This is a genomic window from Streptomyces echinatus (genome assembly GCF_014203595.1).
Taxonomy (GTDB): Bacteria; Actinomycetota; Actinomycetes; order Streptomycetales; family Streptomycetaceae; genus Streptomyces; species Streptomyces echinatus.
The window spans coordinates 405,671-424,667 of sequence record NZ_JACHJK010000008.1 but is presented as its reverse complement, the minus strand read 5'-3'; the positions used below and the strand labels follow the sequence as shown (position 1 = coordinate 424,667).

Below are 18,997 nucleotides of genomic sequence, written 5' to 3'. Positions count from 1 at the left end.
TCACGGCAGCAATCTCCGCGCCACCCCCACGTGTGCTCAGGAGGTCATGCCCGTGCGCCCCACCGCCGCCCTCACCCCCCTCCTCGCCGTCGCCCTGGCCGCCACCGCCCTCACCGCGTGCGGCACCGGCTCCGGCAGCAGCCCGGACACGGTCAAGGTGTCCTACAAGCAGTCCACCGACAACTCCGTCAAGGTGATGGACACCTATCTCGCCGACATGAAGGAGCAGTTCGAGCAGAAGCACCCCGGCAAGAAGGTGGAGTTCGTGCCCATCAAGGCCCCGGACTCGGAGTACTACACCAAGCTCCAGCAGATGCTGCGGTCGCCGCGGACCGCCCCGGACCTGGTCTACGAGGACACCTTCCTCATCAACTCCGACATCACCAGCGGTTACCTGAGGCCGCTCGACGCGTACCTCGCCAAGTGGCCGGACTGGAGCCGGTTCATGGAGACCGCGAAGGCCGCCGCGAAGGGCCAGGACGGGAAGACGTACGGCGTTCCGGACGGGACCGACACCCGCGGGCTCTGGTTCGACAAGCGGGTCTTCGCAAAGGCCGGGCTGCCCATGGACTGGCAGCCGAAGAACTGGGACGACCTCCTCGCCGCCGCGCGGACCATCAAGAAGAAGGTCCCCGGGGTCACGCCGCTCAACGTCTACACCGGCAAGCCGGCGGGTGAGCGGTCCACGATGCAGGGGTTCGAGATGCTCCTGTACGGAACGGGCGACGGCTCCTCCGATCCGCTCTACGACAGCGCGACGAAGAAGTGGTTCACGGCCGGGCAGGGCTTCCGGGACGCTCTCTCCTTCGTGGAGACCGTCTACAAGGAGAAGCTCGGCCCCGACGTCTCCGACGCCCTCGACCCCAACTTCGCCACCACCGTCAACGGGGAGCTGCTCCCCGAGGGCCGCCTCGGCATCGACCTCGACGGCTCCTGGCTGCCGCAGGCGTGGCTGCCGGGCAGCGGGCACGAGTGGCCGGACTGGTCCCGGCGGCTGGGTCTCGCCCACATGCCCACCCAGCACGGGCAGGCGCCGGGCAAGGTGAGCATGTCCGGCGGCTGGACCTGGTCCATCCCGGCCAAGGCGGCCAACCCCGGCCTCGCCTTCGACTTCATCCGGACGATGCAGACGAAGGACAACGCCCGGAAGTGGTACCTCGCCAACTCCGGTATCGCCGTGCGCGAGGACGTCGCCGCCGACCCGGCCTACGCCGGCGCCCAGCCCGGCATCTCGTTCTTCACCGGCCTGGTGGCCGGCACCCACTACCGGCCCGCGTACCCGGCGTACCCGAAGGTGTCGACCGCCGTCCAGGAGGCCACGGAGAGCGTGACCACCGGCGACCGGTCCGTGCCGGAGGCGGCGAGCGAGTACGACTCGACGCTCCAGGACGTCACCGGCGGCCGAGTGGTCGAGAAGTGAGGCACCTGCCCCGGCTCGCCAGAGCCCTTCCCCTCGGGCCCGCCGTCGTCCTCCTGCTCCTCTTCCTCGCCGGCCCGATCGCCTACTGCGTCTCCATCGCCTTCACCGACCTCCAGCTGACCGGTCAGGCCCACTCCTCGTTCGTCGGCCTCGCCAACTTCCGCCGTGCCTTCCGCGACGAGGCGTTCCTGAACGCCGTCTGGCTGACCGTGGTGTTCACGGTGCTGTCCTCGCTCGTCGGGCAGAACACCCTGGGGCTCGCCCTGGCCGCGCTGATGCAACGGGCGTCGAAGCCCGTCCGCACCCTCACCGGCGGGATCGTCGTCACCGCGTGGGTACTGCCGGAGGTGGTGGCCGGGTTCCTGCTGTACGCGTTCTTCCGGCGCGAGGGCACCCTGAACGCCATCCTGGACTGGCTGCACCTGCCCCGGCAGAACTGGCTGTTCACGCTGCCGGTCCTCGCCGTGTCCTTCGCGAACGTCTGGCGCGGTACGGCGTTCTCGATGCTCGTCTACTCCGCGGCGCTCGACGAGATCCCGGCCGAGATCACGGAGGCCGCCGAGGTGGACGGGGCCGGCGGGTGGCGGCGGCTGTGGCACATCACGCTGCCGATGATCCGCCGCTCCATCGGCACCAACCTCATGCTCAACACCCTCCAGACGCTCTCCGTCTTCGGGCTGATCTGGGTGATGACCCGGGGCGGCCCCGGGGACCGGAGCCAGACGCTGCCGCTGTTCATGTACGAGCAGGCCTTCCAGAACAGCATGATCGGTTACGGCACCGCGGTCGCCCTGCTCCTGCTGCTCGTCGGCGCCCTGTTCTCCTTCGTCCATCTGCGTCTGCTGCGGACGGAGGTCTGATGCCCCGCACGCGCGCCTCCCGGCGGCTCGCCGCCGACGTCTCGCTGCTCGCCGCGGCCGCCGCGTTCGCCCTGCCGCTGGCCTGGGTGCTGCTGTCCGCCGTGGACCCGCACGCCGGCCTGCGGGTCCGGGTCCCGGACGGGCTCACCCTGGACAACTTCGACGCGGTCCTGACCCCGGAGATCACCTACACCCCGCTGCTGAACAGCCTGGTCCTGTGCGGGGGCGCCACGGCGCTGACCGTCGTCTGTGCCGCCCTCGCCGCGTATCCGCTGTCCCGGTTCCGGTCCCGGCTGAACCGGCCGTTCCTGCTGACGATCCTGTTCGCGACGAGCCTGCCCATCACGGCGATCATGGTTCCGGTGTACGCGCTGTTCGTCCGGGTGAACCTGATCGACACCCTCCAGGGCACGATCCTCTTCTTCGCCGCCTCCCAGCTCCCGTTCGCCATCTGGCTGACGAAGAACTTCATGGACGGGGTGCCGAGGGAACTGGAGGAGGCGGCCTGGACCGACGGTGCCTCCCCGCTGCAGTCCCTGGTCCGGATCGTGCTGCCGCTGATGGGTCCCGGGCTCGCCGTCGTGACCGTGTTCTCGTTCGTGATGATGTGGGGCAACTTCTTCGTCCCGTTCATGCTGCTGCTCACCCCGGACCGGATGCCGGCCTCGGTGAGCATCAACGACTTCTTCGGCAACCGGGGCATGGTGGCCTACGGGCAGCTCGCCGCGTTCTCCGTGATCTATTCGACGCCGGTGATCCTTTTGTATGTTCTGGTGTCACGCCGGCTGGGCGGCGGGTTCGCGCTGGGCGGGGCGGTGAAGGGGTGACGCGAGGTAACACCAGGTCACAGGCGGTGACACCGAGTGCCATCTCACTCTGCGCGATCACCCCGTACGTTCCTACGATCCGTGATCTCGGCGGAACCGACCGTAGTCAACGCCGCCGCGCGCCCCTACTTTGTGCCGGGTGCGCCACTCAGCCCAACCGAACCCGGCTCCCCCGTTCAACGCCCCGGCCGCCCGCAGGCTCCGCGCCGCGCTGGGCATGGGGCCCGAGCACGTCGCCTACGGCATGCGTGCCTCGTACGGGCTGCCGTACGTCACCCCTGATCTCGTGATCGCCTGGGAACGCGGCACGATCGCGCCCGGCAACCCCGAACTCACCGCGCTGGCGGGTGTGTTGTGGTGTTCGCCGGGCGAGCTCATCGGCCGGCCGCGGACCTTGCGCGAACATCGCATCTCCCGCGCCGTCGCCCCCGAGGACGTCGCCCACGCGGTCGGCATGGAGCTGCACGCGTATCTGCGGGCGGAGGAGAGCGGGCAGTGGCGGGGCAACGAGCGCCAGTCGGCCGCGCTCGCGCAGATCCTGGACCTCGCCCTGCCCGACTTCGTCGCCGTCACCGGACGCGAGGCGAAGCTCGCCGATCTGCTGCACAGCGCGGTGACGACCCGCTGGCAGGCCTATGTGCGGCCGGTGATGAAGCTCGCCCCGCTGGACAAGGGCGTCGTGGAGCACGTCCTGCAGGAGCTGCACCAGGACTACCAGGGGCACATGGCGGCCACCCTCAGCTGGGGCGGCGGCAGCAGGAGCGCGAGCGAGTCGGGGCAGACCTTCCTGGACGGGATCGTCGAGAACTTCTGGACGTCCGTCGAGAGCAGGACCGGCTGACCGCCGGTCCTTCACCCGGCCGGGTGACGTAGGGCTCAGAAGACCGACTCGGCCTCGTCCATCCGGTCCTTGGGCACCGTCTTCAGCTCGGTGACGGCCTCCGCGAGCGGCACCATCACGACGTCGGTGCCGCGCAGCGCGGTCATCCGGCCGAACTGCCCGCGGTGCGCGGCCTCGACGGCGTGCCAGCCGAAGCGGGTGGCGAGGACGCGGTCGTAGGCGGTGGGCACGCCACCGCGCTGGACGTGGCCGAGGATGACCGGCTTGGCCTCCTTGCCGAGGCGCCGCTCCAGTTCGTAGGCGAGGGCGGTGCCGATGCCCTGGAAGCGCTCGTGGCCGTACTGGTCGATCTCGCCCTTGCCGTAGTCCATGGTGCCGTCGGCGGGGTGGGCGCCCTCGGCGACGCAGACGACGGCGAACTTCTTGCCGCGGGCGAAGCGTTCCTCGACCATCTTGACCAGGTCGGCGGGGTCGAAGGGCCGCTCGGGCAGGCAGATGCCGTGGGCGCCGGCGGCCATGCCGGACTCCAGGGCGATCCAGCCGGCGTGCCGGCCCATGACCTCCACGACCATCACCCGCTGGTGCGACTCGGCGGTGGTCTTCAGCCGGTCCATCGCCTCGGTGGCCACACCGACGGCCGTGTCGAAGCCGAAGGTGCGGTCGGTGGAGGAGATGTCGTTGTCGATGGTCTTGGGCACGCCGACCACCGGGAGGCCGGCGTCGGAGAGCATGCGGGCCGCGGTCAGGGTGCCCTCGCCGCCGATCGGGATCAGCGCGTCGATGCCGAACTCCTCGACCATGTCGGCGGCCCCCTCGCAGGCCTCCCGCAGCCGGTCGCGCTCCAGCCGGGAGGAACCGAGGATGGTGCCGCCGCGGGCCAGGATGCCGCTGACCGCGTCCAGGTCGAGGGTGCGGTAGTGACGGTCGAGCAGACCCCGGTAGCCGTCCTCGAAGCCGATGACCTCGTCGCCGTACTGCGCCACGGCCCGGTGCACGACCGAGCGGATCACGGCGTTCAGGCCGGGGCAGTCGCCGCCTGCGGTGAGAACTCCGATGCGCATCGTGCTGTGTCTCCTGCTCGCTGTCGGTGCCGGTGAGCCAGTGCGATTCTTTCACGTCCGCCGGACCGGTGAAATCCTGACGGGCGCCTTATCCGGCAGCAGGGGTATTGTCAAGAGGGTCCAGCTCACCTCGGTGAGCGATTTTTATGCCGACGACGCGACAGACGCGACCGAGCGATATGAGGAACGGAGTGGGACACGTGACGCGCAGCGTGTACGTGACCGGGATCGACCGGGGTGACGGCCGCCAGGTCGTGGAGCTGGGAGTCATGGAACTCCTGACCCGGCAGGTCGACCGGGTGGGGGTGTTCCGTCCGCTCGTCCACGACCGGCCCGACCGGATGTTCGAGCTGCTGCGCTCGCGGTACCGCCTCTCCCAGAACCCGGCGACCGTCTACGGCATGGACTACCACGAGGCGTCCGCGCTCCAGGCCGAACAGGGCACCGACGAGCTGGTCTCCACCCTCGTCGACCGCTTCCACCTGGTGGCCCGCGACTACGACGTCGTCCTGGTCCTCGGCACCGACTTCGCCGACACCCAGCTGCCGGACGAGCTGTCCCTGAACGCCCGGCTCGCCAACGAGTTCGGCGCGTCGGTGATCCCGGTGGTCGGCGGCCGCAAGCAGGCCGCCGAGTCGGTGCTGGCCGAGACCCGCAACGCCTACCGCGCGTACGACGGTCTCGGGTGCGACGTGCTGGCCATGGTCACCAACCGGGTGGCCCGCGAGGACCGCGACGAGATCGCCGAGCGGCTCGCGAACCGGCTGCCGGTGCCGTGTTACGTCGTCCCCGACGAGCCCGCGCTGTCCGCGCCGACCGTCGCCCAGATCGCCCACGCCCTCGACGCCAAGGTGCTGCTCGGCGACGACTCCGGTCTCGCCCGGGACGCGCTGGACTTCGTCTTCGGCGGCGCCATGCTGCCCAACCTGCTGGGCGCCCTGACCCCGGGCTGCCTCGTCGTGACCCCGGGCGACCGCGCCGACCTGGTCGTCGGCTCGCTGGCCGCGCACAGTGCCGGCACCCCGCCCATAGCCGGTGTGCTGCTGACCCTGAACGAGGTGCCGCGCGACGAGATCCTCACCCTGGCCGCGCGCCTCGCCCCGGGCACCCCGGTGCTGTCCGTGGCCGGCAACAGCTTCCCCACCGCCGAGCGGCTCTTCTCCCTGGAGGGGAAGATGACGGCGGCCACCCCGCGCAAGGCGGAGACCGCGCTCGGCCTGTTCGAGCGGTACGCCGACACCGCCGACCTGGCCCGCCGGGTCTCGGCGCCGAGCAGCGACCGGGTGACCCCGATGATGTTCGAGCACAAGCTGCTCGAACAGGCCCGCTCCGACAAGCGGCGGGTCGTGCTCCCGGAGGGCACCGAGGAGCGGGTGCTGCACGCGGCCGAGGTGCTGCTGCGCCGGGGAGTGTGCGACCTGACGCTGCTCGGCCCCGAGGACCAGATCCGCAAGAAGGCCGCCGACCTCGGCATCGACCTCGGCGACACCCAGCTGATCGACCCGGCCCGCTCCGAACTGCGCGACGCCTTCGCGGAGAAGTACGCGGGGCTGCGCGCCCACAAGGGCGTCACCGTCGAACTGGCCTACGACGTCGTGTCGGACGTGAACTACTTCGGCACCCTGATGGTCCAGGAGGGCCTGGCCGACGGCATGGTGTCCGGTTCGGTGCACTCCACGGCCGCCACCATCCGGCCCGCCTTCGAGATCATCAAGACCCAGCCGGAGTCCTCGATCGTCTCGTCGGTGTTCTTCATGTGCCTGGCCGACAAGGTGCTGGTCTACGGCGACTGCGCGGTCAACCCGGACCCGAACGCCGAGCAGCTGGCGGACATCGCCATCCAGTCGGCGGGCACTGCGGCGCAGTTCGGTGTGGAGCCGCGGATCGCGATGCTGTCGTACTCGACGGGTACGTCCGGGTCGGGCGCCGACGTCGACAAGGTGCGCGAGGCGACCGAGCTGGCGCGCTCGCGCCGGCCGGACCTGAAGATCGAGGGCCCGATCCAGTACGACGCGGCCGTGGAGCCGTCCGTGGCCGCCACCAAGCTGCCCGGCTCCGAGGTCGCCGGTCAGGCCAGCGTGCTGATCTTCCCCGACCTCAACACCGGCAACAACACCTACAAGGCCGTGCAGCGTTCGGCCGGCGCGATCGCCGTCGGCCCGGTCCTGCAGGGTCTGCGCAAGCCGGTCAACGACCTGTCCCGGGGCGCGCTCGTCCAGGACATCGTCAACACCGTCGCCATCACGGCCATCCAGGCCCAGAACCCGAGCGAGAAGGCGTCCCAGCAGTGACCTCCCCCACCCGTGTCCTCGTCCTCAACTCCGGCTCCTCGTCGTTGAAGTACCAACTGCTGGACATGCGGGACAGCAGCCGTCTCGCGGTGGGGCTGGTCGAGCGCATCGGCGAGCAGACCTCCCGGCTCAAGCACACCTGTCTGGCCTCCGGCGACATCCGTGAGCACACCGGGCCGATCGCCGACCACGACGCCGCCCTCAAGGCGGTCGCCGGGGAACTGAGCCGGGACGGCCTCGGCCTGGACTCCCCCGAACTGGCCGCGATCGGGCACCGGGTGGTGCACGGCGGGCTGTTCTTCACCGAGCCCACTGTCATCGACGAGGAGGTGCTCACCGAGATCGAGCGGCTGATCCCGGTCGCCCCGCTGCACAACCCGGCCAACCTCACCGGCATCCGCACCGCGCAGGCGCTGCGCCCCGACCTGCCCCAGGTCGCCGTCTTCGACACGGCGTTCCACACGACGATGCCGGAGTCGGCGGCGCGCTACGCGATCGACCCGAAGATCGCCGACCGCCACCGGATCCGCCGCTACGGCTTCCACGGCACCTCGCACGCGTATGTGTCCCGGGAGACCGCCCGGCTGCTGGGCAAGGACCCGTCCGAGGTCAACGTGATCGTGCTGCACCTGGGCAACGGGGCCTCCGCCTCCGCGGTCGAGAAGGGCCGGTGCGTGGACACCTCCATGGGGCTGACGCCTTTGGAGGGGCTCGTGATGGGTACGCGCTCCGGTGATCTGGACCCGGCCGTCATCTTCCATTTGGCACGGGTTGGGGATATGTCCATGGACGAGATCGACACTCTTCTCAACAAGAGGAGCGGTCTGTTCGGTCTGTGCGGGGACAACGACATGCGGGAGATCCGCCGCCGGATCGACGAGGGCGACGAGGAGGCCGCGCTCGCCTTCGACATTTACATTCACCGGCTCAAGAAGTACATCGGCGCCTATTACGCGGTGCTCGGCACGGTGGACGCGGTCGCCTTCACCGCCGGTGTCGGCGAGAACGCGGCACCGGTGCGGGAGGCGGCGATCACGGGCCTGGAGGGCCTGGGTCTGGCGGTCGACCCGGAGCGCAACGCCGTGCGCGGGGACGAGCCGCGGCTGATTTCGCCCGAGTCCGCCCGGGTGGCGGTCGCCGTGGTGCCGACGGATGAAGAACTGGAGATCGCGACGCAGACCTACGCACTGGTCGGAAAGAACAACTGAATAGCAGCACCTGAGCGGTGTGGCACTCATTTGTACTTTCCGCCAGACGGAATATTCCGTAGCGAAACAAACCGATAGGATCGCCCCATGCGCCGTTCGAAAATCGTCTGTACTCTCGGCCCCGCGGTCGACTCCCACGAGATGCTCGTCGCCATGATCGAGGCGGGCATGAACGTAGCCCGGTTCAACTTCAGCCACGGCACCCACGCCGAGCACCAGGCGCGGTACGACCGCGTCCGGGCCGCGTCCAAGGAGACCGGCCGCCCCATCGGCGTCCTCGCCGACCTGCAGGGCCCGAAGATCCGCCTGGAGACCTTCGCCGAGGGTCCGGTCGAGCTGGAGCGCGGTGACGAGTTCGTCATCACGACCGAGGACGTGCCGGGCGACAAGCAGATCTGCGGTACGACGTACAAGGGGCTGCCGGGCGACGTCTCGCGCGGTGACCAGGTCCTGATCAACGACGGAAACGTCGAGCTGAAGGTCCTGGACGTCGAGGGCCCGCGGGTGCGGACGATCGTCATCGAGGGCGGTGTCGTCTCCGACCACAAGGGCATCAACCTGCCCGGCGCGGCCGTCAACGTGCCCGCGCTGTCCGAGAAGGACATCGAGGACCTGCGCTTCGCCCTCCGCATGGGCTGCGACATGGTCGCGCTGTCCTTCGTCCGTGACGCCAAGGACGTGCAGGACGTCCACCGCGTGATGGACGAGGAGGGCCGCCGCGTCCCGGTGATCGCCAAGGTGGAGAAGCCGCAGGCGGTCGAGAACATGGAGGAGGTCGTCGCGGCGTTCGACGCCGTCATGGTGGCCCGCGGAGACCTCGCCGTCGAGTACCCGCTGGAGAAGGTCCCGATGGTGCAGAAGCGCCTGGTGGAGATGTGCCGGCGCAACGCCAAGCCGGTGATCGTGGCGACCCAGATGATGGAGTCGATGATCACCAACTCGCGCCCGACCCGCGCCGAGGCCTCCGACGTCGCCAACGCGATCCTGGACGGTGCCGACGCGGTCATGCTGTCCGCGGAGTCCAGCGTGGGCGCCTACCCGGTCGAGACGGTCAAGACCATGTCGAAGATCGTCACGGCGGCCGAGCAGGAGCTGCTCTCCAAGGGCCTGCAGCCGCTGGTGCCGGGCAAGAAGCCGCGCACCCAGGGCGGTTCGGTGGCCCGCGCGGCCGCCGAGATCGCCGACTTCCTCGGCGGCAAGGGCCTGATCGCCTTCACCCAGTCCGGTGACACCGCGCGCCGCCTGTCCCGTTATCGCGCGACCCAGCCGATCATCGCCTTCACCACGGACGAGGGCACCCGCAACCAGCTCACCCTCAGCTGGGGCGTGGAGTCGCACGTGGTGCCGTTCGTGAACACCACCGACGAGATGGTCGACCTGGTGGACCAGGAGATCGCCCGGCTCGGCCGGTTCGACGCGGGTGACACCGTCATCATCACCGCCGGCTCGCCCCCCGGGGTCCCCGGCACCACCAACATGCTCCGCGTCCACCACCTGGGCGGCCAGAGCAAGTAGAGGCCCTGAACGGCACCGGGGGCGCCCCCTGTGACAGGGGGCGCCCCCGGTGTTTCACCGGTGTCACACCTGCGCCGCCGCCTCCGCCATGGCGCGCGCCAGCGTGCCGAAGTTCTCCCGGTAGAAGCCCAGCCGGATGTGGAACGGCTCCTCCGTGAACGCGCCACCGCGCACCAGGAACATATCGCCCTTGGGTTGAGGCGAGAGCTGCACGCTCGCGAACGGGAAGGACCGTGCCCCGCCGGGTCACACCCGGCGGGGCACGGTCGCGGCTCCCGGATAGGTTCTCGGCGAGGGCGGCGCTCAGTCCTCGACGTACTGACGCATCCCGGGGATGGTCAGGTTGCCGCCGAACTGGGCGGCCTGGGTGACCTTCACGTTGGTGAAGTAGATGTACGGGATGTTCAGCGGGGGCGGGCTGTCGGGGCTGAACGTCACCGGGATCAGCCCGAACAGGTTGCCCGAGATGCTCTCGGTGTACATCACCGTGTCGCCGCCGGTGATGGTGGACTCCGAGCCCTTGGCCGCCTGGACGTGGTACGTCTTCTTCGTCAGCTTGTCCTTCACCGTCTGGTGGAGGTCCCCGATCTCGGTGCCGCCGGAGATGACGTACTTCAGCACCTTCTTCTTGGCGCCGCTCGCCGTCTGCACCTCGACGATGCCCTGGTAGTCGGCGCGCTTCAGGTACAGGGAGCTGGCGTTCAGGTACCAGGGGTCGTCCGCCACCATCACCTTGTTGTCGACGCCGCCCTCGTCCTCCGTGGCGGCCAGGCAGTCCTTGGCGGAGGGGCCGGGGGTCGGCGACGCGGTTCCGGCGTCCGCAGTGTCCGCGGCGTCCTCCGCCTTCTTGCCCGCGTCCTCGACGGTGTCCTTCGCCTTGTCCCCGACGGTCTTCTTCACCGTGTCCTGGACGGTGTCCGTCGCCTTCTTCACCTCGTCCTGCGCGGAGTCGCCGGTCTTGCCGGTGTCCGCGGGGGCGGTGCTGGACGAGGGGGCCGGGGCCGACGACTGCGACGCGGACGGCGTCGGGGTGGCGGTGTCGGCCGGCGTGGGGGTGTCCGACGGGGTGTCCTTGTGGCCGCCGGTGAGGATGTCCCCGAGCGTGTCACCGATGGTGCCGAGGATGTCGCCGCCCTTGTCCGCGGGCTTCTCCGCGGTCTTCTCCGGGGCCGGCTCCGCTGTGTCACCGGCGGAGCCGGAGCCGGAGGTGTCACCGGTGCCGGAGGTGTCGCCGGAGCCGGAGGTGTCGCCGGAGCCGGGCGTGCCGGTCGACGGGCTCTTCGAGGGCTCCGCCTTGTCGCCGGAACCTGAATCCGGCGAAGAGGTCGTGCCCGTGTCCCCGGTGCCGCCGGTGTCCTTGCCGTCCGTGCCGTCCTGCGCATCCTGGCCGGCGTCGGCGGAGGCGGACGGTGACGGCGAGGCGGAGGGGTCCTTGTCGTCGCCCAGCGCCTTGACGCAGTCCTTGTACTCCTCGGCCTGCTGGCTGTTCGACGGCGAAGGGCCGCCGTTGTCGGCGAGAGCGAGCGAGGACGTGAACCCGAGGCCCACGATCACCGCGGTCGGCATCGCCACGCTTGCTATCGCCTTGCCGGCCGGCATGTGGAACCTGGTGAACAGCGGCCTCTTCGGGGCCGCGTGCCGCGGCCCGGTTCTCGCACGGGCCGTGTCCGCAGCGGCCCCGCGCGTCACCTCGTCAGCCGGCACTGTGCCTCCCGTTCGCCCCGTAGGCCGGGCTCGTTCCTGACAGATCGGTTGCCTCGTCCACCTGCTGGTCCGTCTCGGGCAGCGCGTCCCCGGGTGCGTCGTCGCCGTCCTCCGTGGCCGTCTCGGCCGCCTTCCGGCGGCCGGGCTTCGACGGCGCCCAGGCCACCGCCATGGCCCCGCCGAACAGCGCGAACAGGAAGCCGATGATGAAGCCGCCGAAGTTGGAGACCGGGAGGGACACCAGCGCAAGCAGGATCGCGGCGACGCCGGCGAAGACCCGTACGTGCTGCTGGAACCACAGGGTCAGTCCCAGGACGACGAGGAGCACGCCGATGATCAGGGATCCGGCTCCCGCGGTGGTCGCCATCGCCACCGTCAGCGAGCCCAGTTTGATGTGCGCGTACGGGAAGTACATGATCGGAAAACCACCGAGCATGACGTACAGACCCGCCCAGAACGGGCGGTTGCCCCGCCAGGCGCGGAACTGCTGCCTACGGTGGGTGAACTGGCCGGGGGCGGCAGAAGTCTCGGCGCTCATGGAAAACAGCTCCCTGGTGCGGCGTTGCTCTGTGAAGTGGTGCTGGGGTGGGACGGCCGGTGAGGGCAGGGAGGCTAGGCGGGGAAACCAGCGGCTTCCCCGCCCGTCACCGAGTGCCTAGTAGCACTCGATGCCCTTGCCGCTGCCCCACTGCAGCCCCATGTGCAGGTTGGACAGCTTGAACGTACCGGCGGTGGTCGCCCACGCCGTCTGCTCCACGCCGGTCAGCGTGGCCGTGTCGGCCTGCTGCGCGAACCCGTACGGGCTGGAGTGCTTCTGCCTGTACTCCTCGCTGTTGGGCCTGGGGCCCTTGGTGGCGCTGCCCGCCGCGACGCCGATGTCCATCTCGCTGAACACGGCCTCGTCGGCCTTGAGGTTGGCAACGTCGATGTAGAGCTTCGACGCCTCGACGTCCTTACCCTTGTCGCCGGCCGTCAGCTTCAGGGTGACGTTCTTGTTCAGGAACGGGATCGGCGTGACCACGGACTGGCACATGTTGGTGATCTCGGCCGTGTTGAAGGCCGAGACCGCCACCGGGTGCGCCTGGTCCTCGCTGCCGTCCAGGCTCTTGCCCGTGTCGAGCGAGCCGTACTGGGTGAAGCCGTGGCCGACGAGCTTGCCGGCGCTCACCTTGAACTCCTGGCCCGACACACTGAACGAGGCCGCGAGGGCGCCCTGCGCGAGGGCGACACCTATCGCTGCCGTCGCGGCGACGCTGGGCACCATGACCACAGCGAACCGCTTCCATCTGGTCCCGCCACGCACCTGGGACTCCATATTTCCTCCTTCTCGGACGTACATCTCCTGGCCCTGACTCGCGCCCCAGTCGGCGGCTCGGTCAGGCAGGGATGGGAGAAGTGCTACGTCCTCGGGAAGGAGAGCGCCCGTACCCGGAGGCGCGTTCGCGCCCGAATCACCGGCGATCACCCCCGAGCGACAACCACTGGTCGCGCCTGACACACATCACGCACAACCTTGCTGGACAGGCTTCGCCGGCCGGCGAAGACCCCCCTGCCCTAGACCCGGCGCCACTGCCGCAGGGCCTGCTCGGTGGGGACCCAGAGTCTCCCGCGACCCGGCCGGATGCCGGGGTACGGGAATGGACCGAGCGTCGCCGATCGTGGTGCATTCTCGGCCCGGACACAAGGGGGTTCGTTACTGGCTAGTAACGGCCGGATAACCGGAGGACGACCGACCGATCTCGGTCCGCGACACTCGGTGGCAATCATGGGCAGAGCAAAGCCGTTGATCTCTGGACGAATCCAGACAGACCAACGGCTTCGATTTACTCCGAGTAACAGAGGCCGCGATTACCAAGATTTGGTAAAGCGCGGCCCCGTGACGCCTCGTCGGCGAATCTTTCACCCCGGCATCACAAGCCGTGGCGTTTAGCGACTGGTCAGAACAACGCCCGGGCCAGCGCCCGGCGCGCCCCGATCACCCGCGGGTCCTCCGGGCCCACGACCTCGAACAGCTCCAGCAACCGGCGCCGTACGGCGTCCCGGTCGTCACCCGCCGTGCGCTGCACGGTCTCGATGAGCCGCCCGAAGGCGTCCTCCACATGACCGCCCACCAGGTCCAGGTCGGCGGCGGCGATCTGCGCATCGACGTCCTTCGGCCGCTCGGCGGCCTCCTGACGCACCTTCTGCGGGTCCATGTCCTGCACCCGCTGGAGCAACTCCGCCTGGGCCATGCCCAGTTTGGCCTCCGGGTGGGCCGGGTCGTCGGCCAGCACGCTCTGGTACGCCCGGACGGCCCCGGCCAGGTCGCCCGCGTCCAGCGCCTGCGCGGCGGCGTTCAGCGCCGCGTCGTACGGTCCTTCGGCCGGTGCCGCGGCCGCGGCACCGCCCGGCTCGGCGTCCGGGTCGACGGTCAGACCGGTCAGCCCGAAACGCTGCTCGGCGACCGTCACCAGCTGGTCCAGGGTCTGGCGGATCTGCTGCTCGCCGGCCGCCCCCTGGAAGAGCGGCAGCGCCTGGCCCGCGACGACGGCGAACACGGCCGGGATGCCCTGCACCCCGAACTGCTGCATCAGCATCTGGTTGGCGTCGACGTCGATCTTGGCGAGGAGGAAGCGCCCGTCGTACTCGACGGCGAGCCGCTCCAGGACCGGGCTGAGCTGCTTGCAGGGCTCACACCACTCGGCCCAGAAGTCGATGACGACGGGTACTTCGGCGGAGCGCTGCAGGACGTCCCGCTCGAACCCCGCCTCATCGACGTCGATGACGAGATCGGCCGGAGAGACGGCCCCCGTCCCGCCCTGCCTGGCGGCTTCGGCGCGCGTCTGCTCGGCCTTGGCCTTGGCCTCCTGGGCGGCCTTCACCGCGGCGAGGTCGACGACACCGCTCATGGACATGTTCCGTGGCTGCATGCGTCTATCCTCCCCCGATCCGGCGCCTGAATGAAAAAGCGCTGTGCGGCGCCGGGTCCCCACCCCACGCCTGATGGTCGTCGCCCGTGTACGTCCCTCACGAGCTTTCGCTACGACCCGTAGCGTAATGCCATGAGGGCACCCGGCAACACCACACACCGGTGATCTCTCTCACGGCGCCGCGTGAACGGCCGGTTATGGTCATGGGATGCAGAGCCGCACCCCCGCCAGCCGTACCGGACGCCCGCGCAGCGCGGCCGCCGACACCGCGATCCTGGCCGCGACCCGGGAGGCTCTGGTCGAACTCGGCTGGTCCGGGCTCACCTTGGGAGACGTCGCGACACGGGCCGGGGTTGCAAAGACGACGGTCTATCGCCGCTGGGCGGGCAAGAGCGAGCTGGTGACCGACGCCCTCGCCACCCTTTTCGACCAGCTGGTCCTGCCGGACCGGGGCAGCCTGCGGGCGGACATCGAGGACGTCGTGCTGCAGTTCGCCGAGCTGCTGGAACAGCCGGCGACCAAGACGGCGCTGATGGCGGTGGTCGCCGAGGCCACCCATGACGAGGCCCTGCGGCAGCGGATCCGCGAGAAGATCGTGGCCCGGCAGAAGCGGCTGGTGGTCGAGGGCCGCAGTCGCGCCCAGCACCGGGGTGAGATCCCCGTCGACACGACCGACCCGGGCCCGCAGATCGACCTGATCTTCGACGTGATCGCCGGCGCCGTGGTGCACCGGACCCTGGTCTCCTGCGAGCCGGTCGACACCGACTGGGCGACCCGGCTCACCGCGGTCCTGCTGGACGGGCTCGCCGCGGCCGGCGACTGATCCCGACGTTCTTCATGTGACACCGACACACCTCTTGTCACAGTGTCATGTCACCGTCATTCTGGGTCGCGGATCTACTCGCATAGATCCTCTCGCTCAACCGCTCCACCTGACAGCGTCACCCCACTCGCCAGGAGGACCGATCCACGTGAGACCCAGTCACCGCCGCCGCCACGGCGCCGTCGTCACCCTCGCGGCCGCCCTGGCCGCCCTCGGCACCGGGCAGACCCTCGGCGCCGCGGCCGCAACGGCGGCTCCCCACTTCCCCGCGGCCACATCGGCGGCTCCCCACTCCCCCGCGCCCGCCTCCGCGGTGGCCACGGCCCAGGACCAGGCCGCGCGCGCCATCGCCGGCTCCCTTTCCGACTCCGCGTGGCGCGACCGCGTCCGCACGGCCGCCCTCGCCTCCGACCAGGTGCCCGTCACCACGCTGGCCCACGGCGCCCTGAAAACCGCCCTGGCCTCCGCCGACCACCGCATCGCCGTGGCCAAGGGCCTGGACGGCCAGGTCGGTCCGCTGCTCCGGCTGCGCCTCGGCGACGACTCCATGCGCCCCGCGCTGACCGCAGGACGCACGCCCTGGGTCGCCGCGGCCTCCTCAGACGACGACACCTCCACCGTCACCGCCTACGACAGCCACGGCAGGGCCCACACCCTCGACGCGCGCACGGCGCCGGCGCACCCGGTGTACGTCGTCGACATCGACGGCTCCAAGGCACTGGCCGCCGGTCTGAAGATCCTCGGGGCGGAGCTGCAGCGGCGCGGCGTCGCCTCCGCGGTCCCCGTGCCCACCACCGCGCAGAGCACCCGGAAGGCCGCCGGGCAGGCCGCGTCGGCCGCCGCCGGATTCTGGACCACCCGGATCACCGCGGTGGAGCTCTCCGACGACGAGGAGCCCTGGGTCAAGGGCGACGCCGAGATCTACACCCTCGTCACCGGCTTCGGCCAGGACGGCAAGGTCCGCGTCGACCCGGTCGACATGCCGTACCTCGACAACGACGGCACGGTGTACCGGCCGAACCAGATCCTGGTGAACTGGTCGAACTACAAGTACAACCTGGCCGACGCCGTGATGATGGAGGAGGACGGCAGCACCAACTACCGCGACCTCGCCAAGGCCATCGCCACCGTCCTGCTCACCATCGCCGACCAGGGCACCTACATCCCGCTGGTGAACGCCGTCCTGGACGCCATCCCGAACGACTGGTGGACCGACGACCCGGACTACGTCGACTCCTGGTACACCCTGGCCCGCAGCGACAACGGCACCCGCAACGGCGCCCGCGGCAACGGCTGGATGACCGTGGAGCCGTACTTCGTACAGGAGTTCTGAGGCCCGCAGGCTCCCGGAGACGACGACGGGCCGGCGGAAGTGCTCCACCGGCCCGCACGCATCCGCCGTCAGAACCCCGGGGGCTCCGTGTACACGCCCCACTCGTCCCGCAGCACCCCGCAGATCTCGCCGAGCGTCGCCTCGGCGCGCACCGCGTCCAGCATGGGCCCGATCATGTTGGAGCCGTCCCGCGCGGCGGCCAGCATGGCGTCGAGTGCGGCGCGTACGGCGCTGTCGTCCCGCGCCGCCTTCCGCTCGGCGAGCACGCGCACCTGCTCCCGCTCCACCTCGTGGCTGACCCGCAGGATCTCCAGGTCCCCGGTGACGGATCCGGTCGCCACGTTGACGCCGACGACCCGCTTCTCACCCTTCTCCAGGGACTGCTGGTAGCGGAACGCCGACTCGGCGATCTCACCGGTGAACCAGCCGTCCTCGATCCCGCGCAGGATGCCGGAGGTGATCGGCCCGATCGGGTGCCGCCCGTCCGGGTGAGCCCGCAGGCCCCGCTCCTTGATCTGCTCGAAGATCTTCTCCGCGTCCGCCTCGATCCGGTCCGTCAGCTGCTCGATGTACCACGAGCCGCCGAGCGGATCGGCCACGTTGGCGACCCCGGTCTCCTCCATCAGCACCTGCTGCGTGCGCAGCGCGATCTCCGCGGCCTGCTCGCTCGGCAGCGCGAGGGTCTCGTCCAGGGCGTTGGTGTGCAGCGAGTTGGTCCCGCCGAGCACGGCGGCCAGCGCCTCCACGGCCGTGCGCACCACGTTGTTGTAGGGCTGCTGCGCGGTCAGCGACACACCCGCCGTCTGCGTGTGGAACCGCAGCCACTGCGCCTTGTCGCTCTGCGCCCCGTACACGTCCCGCATCCAGCGGGCCCAGATCCGCCGGGCCGCCCGGAACTTGGCGATCTCCTCGAAGAAATCCACGTGGGCGTCGAAGAAGAAAGACAGACCGGGGGCGAAGACGTCGACGTCGAGGCCGCGGCTGAGCCCCAGCTCCACGTACCCGAAGCCGTCCGCCAGCGTGTAGGCCAGCTCCTGCGCGGCCGTGGCCCCGGCCTCGCGGATGTGGTAGCCGGAGACGGAGAGCGGCTTGTAGGCGGGGATGCCGGCCGCGCAGTGCTCCATCAGGTCGCCGATCAGGCGCAGGTGCGGCTCGGGCTGGAAGAGCCACTCCTTCTGCGCGATGTACTCCTTGAAGATGTCGGTCTGCAGGGTGCCGTTCAGCACCCGCGGATCGACACCCTGGCGCTCGGCGGCGACCAGGTACATGCAGAAGACCGGCACGGCGGGACCGCTGATGGTCATGGAGGTCGTGACGTCACCGAGCGGGATGTCCTTGAACAGGACCTCCATGTCGGCGGCGGAGTCGATGGCGACGCCGCAGTGCCCGACCTCGCCGAGCGAGCGCGGGTCGTCGGAGTCGCGGCCCATGAGCGTCGGCATGTCGAAGGCGACGGACAGGCCCCCGCCGCCGGCGGCGAGGATCATCTTGTACCGCTCGTTGGTCTGCTCGGCGTTGCCGAACCCGGCGAACTGCCTGATCGTCCAGGTCCGCCCGCGGTAGCCGGTCGGATGGAGCCCACGGGTGTAGGGGTACTCCCCGGGCCAGCCGATCCGCTCGAATCCCTCGTACGTGTCACCCGGTCGGGGCCCGTACACAGGCTCCACGGGGTCGCCGGAGAGCGTGGTGAAGTCCGCGTCGCGCTTGCGCGCGGCGTCGTAGCGGGCCTGCCAGCGCCGGCGGCCCTCCTCGATGGCGTGAGCGTCCATGCCTTCGAATTTACTAGGACGTCCTAGTAAATGTCGATGGCTGACCGCCGTACGGTGTCCGTACGGCGGTGTGAGTTACGCCTTGGCGACGGCCGGGGCCTGGTCGCCGGCCCGGGCGTCCAGCTCGCGGCTGATCTTCCGCTCGACGATGAAGGCGGCCGTGGGGATGGTGCCCGCGAGCAGCACCCACAGCTGCTTGCCGACCGGCCACTTCGCCTTGGAGCCCAGGTCGAAGGCGAAGACCAGGTAGACGACGTACAGCCAGCCGTGGGCGATGGCGACGACCCGGGTGAAGTCGGCGGCACCGTCGACGTCCAGCCCGTACTTCGCGATCATGCCCAGGCACAGCAGCACCAGCAGGACACCGGTGAGGTACGCCATCACGCGGTAGCGGGTCAGCACGCTCTTTTTCATGGAGTCGAGCGTAACCACCCGT

Annotated in this window: 17 protein-coding genes; 9 read left to right on the top strand and 8 right to left on the bottom strand. The window is 70.0% G+C overall.

Annotated features, from left to right (window positions below):
• Nucleotides 1-46 precede the first annotated feature (46 nt).
• The 4 genes from FHS34_RS24165 to FHS34_RS24150 all read left to right on the top strand — a co-directional run bounded on the left by FHS34_RS24165 (nt 47) and on the right by FHS34_RS24150 (nt 3,948).
• The gene (locus tag FHS34_RS24165; protein ID WP_184968856.1) at nt 47-1,420 is read left to right on the top strand and encodes an extracellular solute-binding protein; all 1,374 of its coding nucleotides are present in this window, start codon (nt 47-49) and stop codon (nt 1,418-1,420) included.
• The gene (locus FHS34_RS24160) at nt 1,417-2,280 is read left to right on the top strand and encodes a carbohydrate ABC transporter permease (protein WP_184968848.1); all 864 of its coding nucleotides are present in this window, start codon (nt 1,417-1,419) and stop codon (nt 2,278-2,280) included. Before FHS34_RS24165 ends, FHS34_RS24160 begins: the two co-directional genes overlap by 4 nt.
• On the top strand, nt 2,280-3,107 hold the full coding sequence (locus FHS34_RS24155) for a carbohydrate ABC transporter permease (RefSeq protein WP_184968846.1): 828 nt from the start codon (nt 2,280-2,282) through the stop codon (nt 3,105-3,107). The genes FHS34_RS24160 and FHS34_RS24155 overlap by 1 nt, the downstream gene beginning before the upstream one ends.
• Before the next feature lie 130 nt (nt 3,108-3,237).
• Nucleotides 3,238-3,948, top strand: a complete 711-nt coding sequence (locus FHS34_RS24150; protein ID WP_184968844.1) for an XRE family transcriptional regulator — start codon at nt 3,238-3,240, stop codon at nt 3,946-3,948.
• A gap of 35 nt (nt 3,949-3,983) precedes the next feature.
• On the opposite strand, the gene FHS34_RS24145 is transcribed toward FHS34_RS24150, so the two are convergent.
• Entirely contained in the window at nt 3,984-5,009 is a 1,026-nt protein-coding gene (locus tag FHS34_RS24145) for an ATP-dependent 6-phosphofructokinase (protein ID WP_184968842.1), read from the bottom strand.
• 200 nt (nt 5,010-5,209) lie between these two features.
• Between FHS34_RS24145 and pta the strand changes: the two genes are divergently transcribed.
• The 3 genes from pta to pyk all read left to right on the top strand — a co-directional run bounded on the left by pta (nt 5,210) and on the right by pyk (nt 10,023).
• On the top strand, nt 5,210-7,300 hold the full coding sequence (gene pta, locus FHS34_RS24140; protein ID WP_184968840.1) for a phosphate acetyltransferase: 2,091 nt from the start codon (nt 5,210-5,212) through the stop codon (nt 7,298-7,300).
• Nucleotides 7,297-8,508 carry an acetate kinase gene (locus FHS34_RS24135; protein WP_184968838.1) on the top strand — a complete coding sequence of 404 codons (1,212 nt, stop codon included), beginning with the start codon at nt 7,297-7,299 and terminating at the stop codon, nt 8,506-8,508. The genes pta and FHS34_RS24135 overlap by 4 nt, the downstream gene beginning before the upstream one ends.
• A gap of 87 nt (nt 8,509-8,595) precedes the next feature.
• On the top strand, nt 8,596-10,023 hold the full coding sequence (gene pyk, locus FHS34_RS24130; protein ID WP_184968836.1) for a pyruvate kinase: 1,428 nt from the start codon (nt 8,596-8,598) through the stop codon (nt 10,021-10,023).
• A gap of 63 nt (nt 10,024-10,086) precedes the next feature.
• On the opposite strand, the gene FHS34_RS24125 is transcribed toward pyk, so the two are convergent.
• From FHS34_RS24125 to FHS34_RS24105, 5 genes are all read right to left on the bottom strand, one after another.
• Nucleotides 10,087-10,236, bottom strand: a complete 150-nt coding sequence (locus tag FHS34_RS24125; RefSeq protein ID WP_184968834.1) for a hypothetical protein — start codon at nt 10,234-10,236, stop codon at nt 10,087-10,089.
• Nucleotides 10,237-10,326: 90 nt separating this feature from the next.
• On the bottom strand, nt 10,327-11,727 hold the full coding sequence (locus FHS34_RS24120; protein WP_184968832.1) for a hypothetical protein: 1,401 nt from the start codon (nt 11,725-11,727) through the stop codon (nt 10,327-10,329).
• Nucleotides 11,717-12,265, bottom strand: a complete 549-nt coding sequence (locus FHS34_RS24115; protein ID WP_184968830.1) for a DUF6114 domain-containing protein — start codon at nt 12,263-12,265, stop codon at nt 11,717-11,719. Before FHS34_RS24115 ends, FHS34_RS24120 begins: the two co-directional genes overlap by 11 nt.
• 117 nt (nt 12,266-12,382) lie before the next feature.
• The gene (locus tag FHS34_RS24110) at nt 12,383-13,042 is read right to left on the bottom strand and encodes a DUF6230 family protein (RefSeq protein ID WP_184968829.1); all 660 of its coding nucleotides are present in this window, start codon (nt 13,040-13,042) and stop codon (nt 12,383-12,385) included.
• Nucleotides 13,043-13,664: 622 nt separating this feature from the next.
• Complete coding sequence (locus FHS34_RS24105; protein ID WP_184968827.1) at nt 13,665-14,636, bottom strand: tetratricopeptide repeat protein; 972 nt, start codon at nt 14,634-14,636, stop codon at nt 13,665-13,667.
• Nucleotides 14,637-14,844: 208 nt separating this feature from the next.
• Here FHS34_RS24105 and FHS34_RS24100 point away from each other — a divergent pair, with 208 nt between their 5' ends.
• Nucleotides 14,845-15,459 carry a TetR/AcrR family transcriptional regulator gene (locus tag FHS34_RS24100; RefSeq protein WP_184968825.1) on the top strand — a complete coding sequence of 205 codons (615 nt, stop codon included), beginning with the start codon at nt 14,845-14,847 and terminating at the stop codon, nt 15,457-15,459.
• A gap of 148 nt (nt 15,460-15,607) precedes the next feature.
• The gene (locus FHS34_RS24095; RefSeq protein ID WP_184968823.1) at nt 15,608-16,792 is read left to right on the top strand and encodes a DUF3103 family protein; all 1,185 of its coding nucleotides are present in this window, start codon (nt 15,608-15,610) and stop codon (nt 16,790-16,792) included.
• A gap of 68 nt (nt 16,793-16,860) precedes the next feature.
• Here FHS34_RS24095 and icmA read toward each other — a convergent pair whose 3' ends face one another.
• On the bottom strand, nt 16,861-18,561 hold the full coding sequence (gene icmA, locus FHS34_RS24090) for a coenzyme B12-dependent isobutyryl-CoA mutase large subunit (protein ID WP_184968821.1): 1,701 nt from the start codon (nt 18,559-18,561) through the stop codon (nt 16,861-16,863).
• Nucleotides 18,562-18,636: 75 nt separating this feature from the next.
• Nucleotides 18,637-18,975 carry a DUF3817 domain-containing protein gene (locus tag FHS34_RS24085; RefSeq protein WP_184968819.1) on the bottom strand — a complete coding sequence of 113 codons (339 nt, stop codon included), beginning with the start codon at nt 18,973-18,975 and terminating at the stop codon, nt 18,637-18,639.
• Nucleotides 18,976-18,997 lie beyond the last annotated feature (22 nt).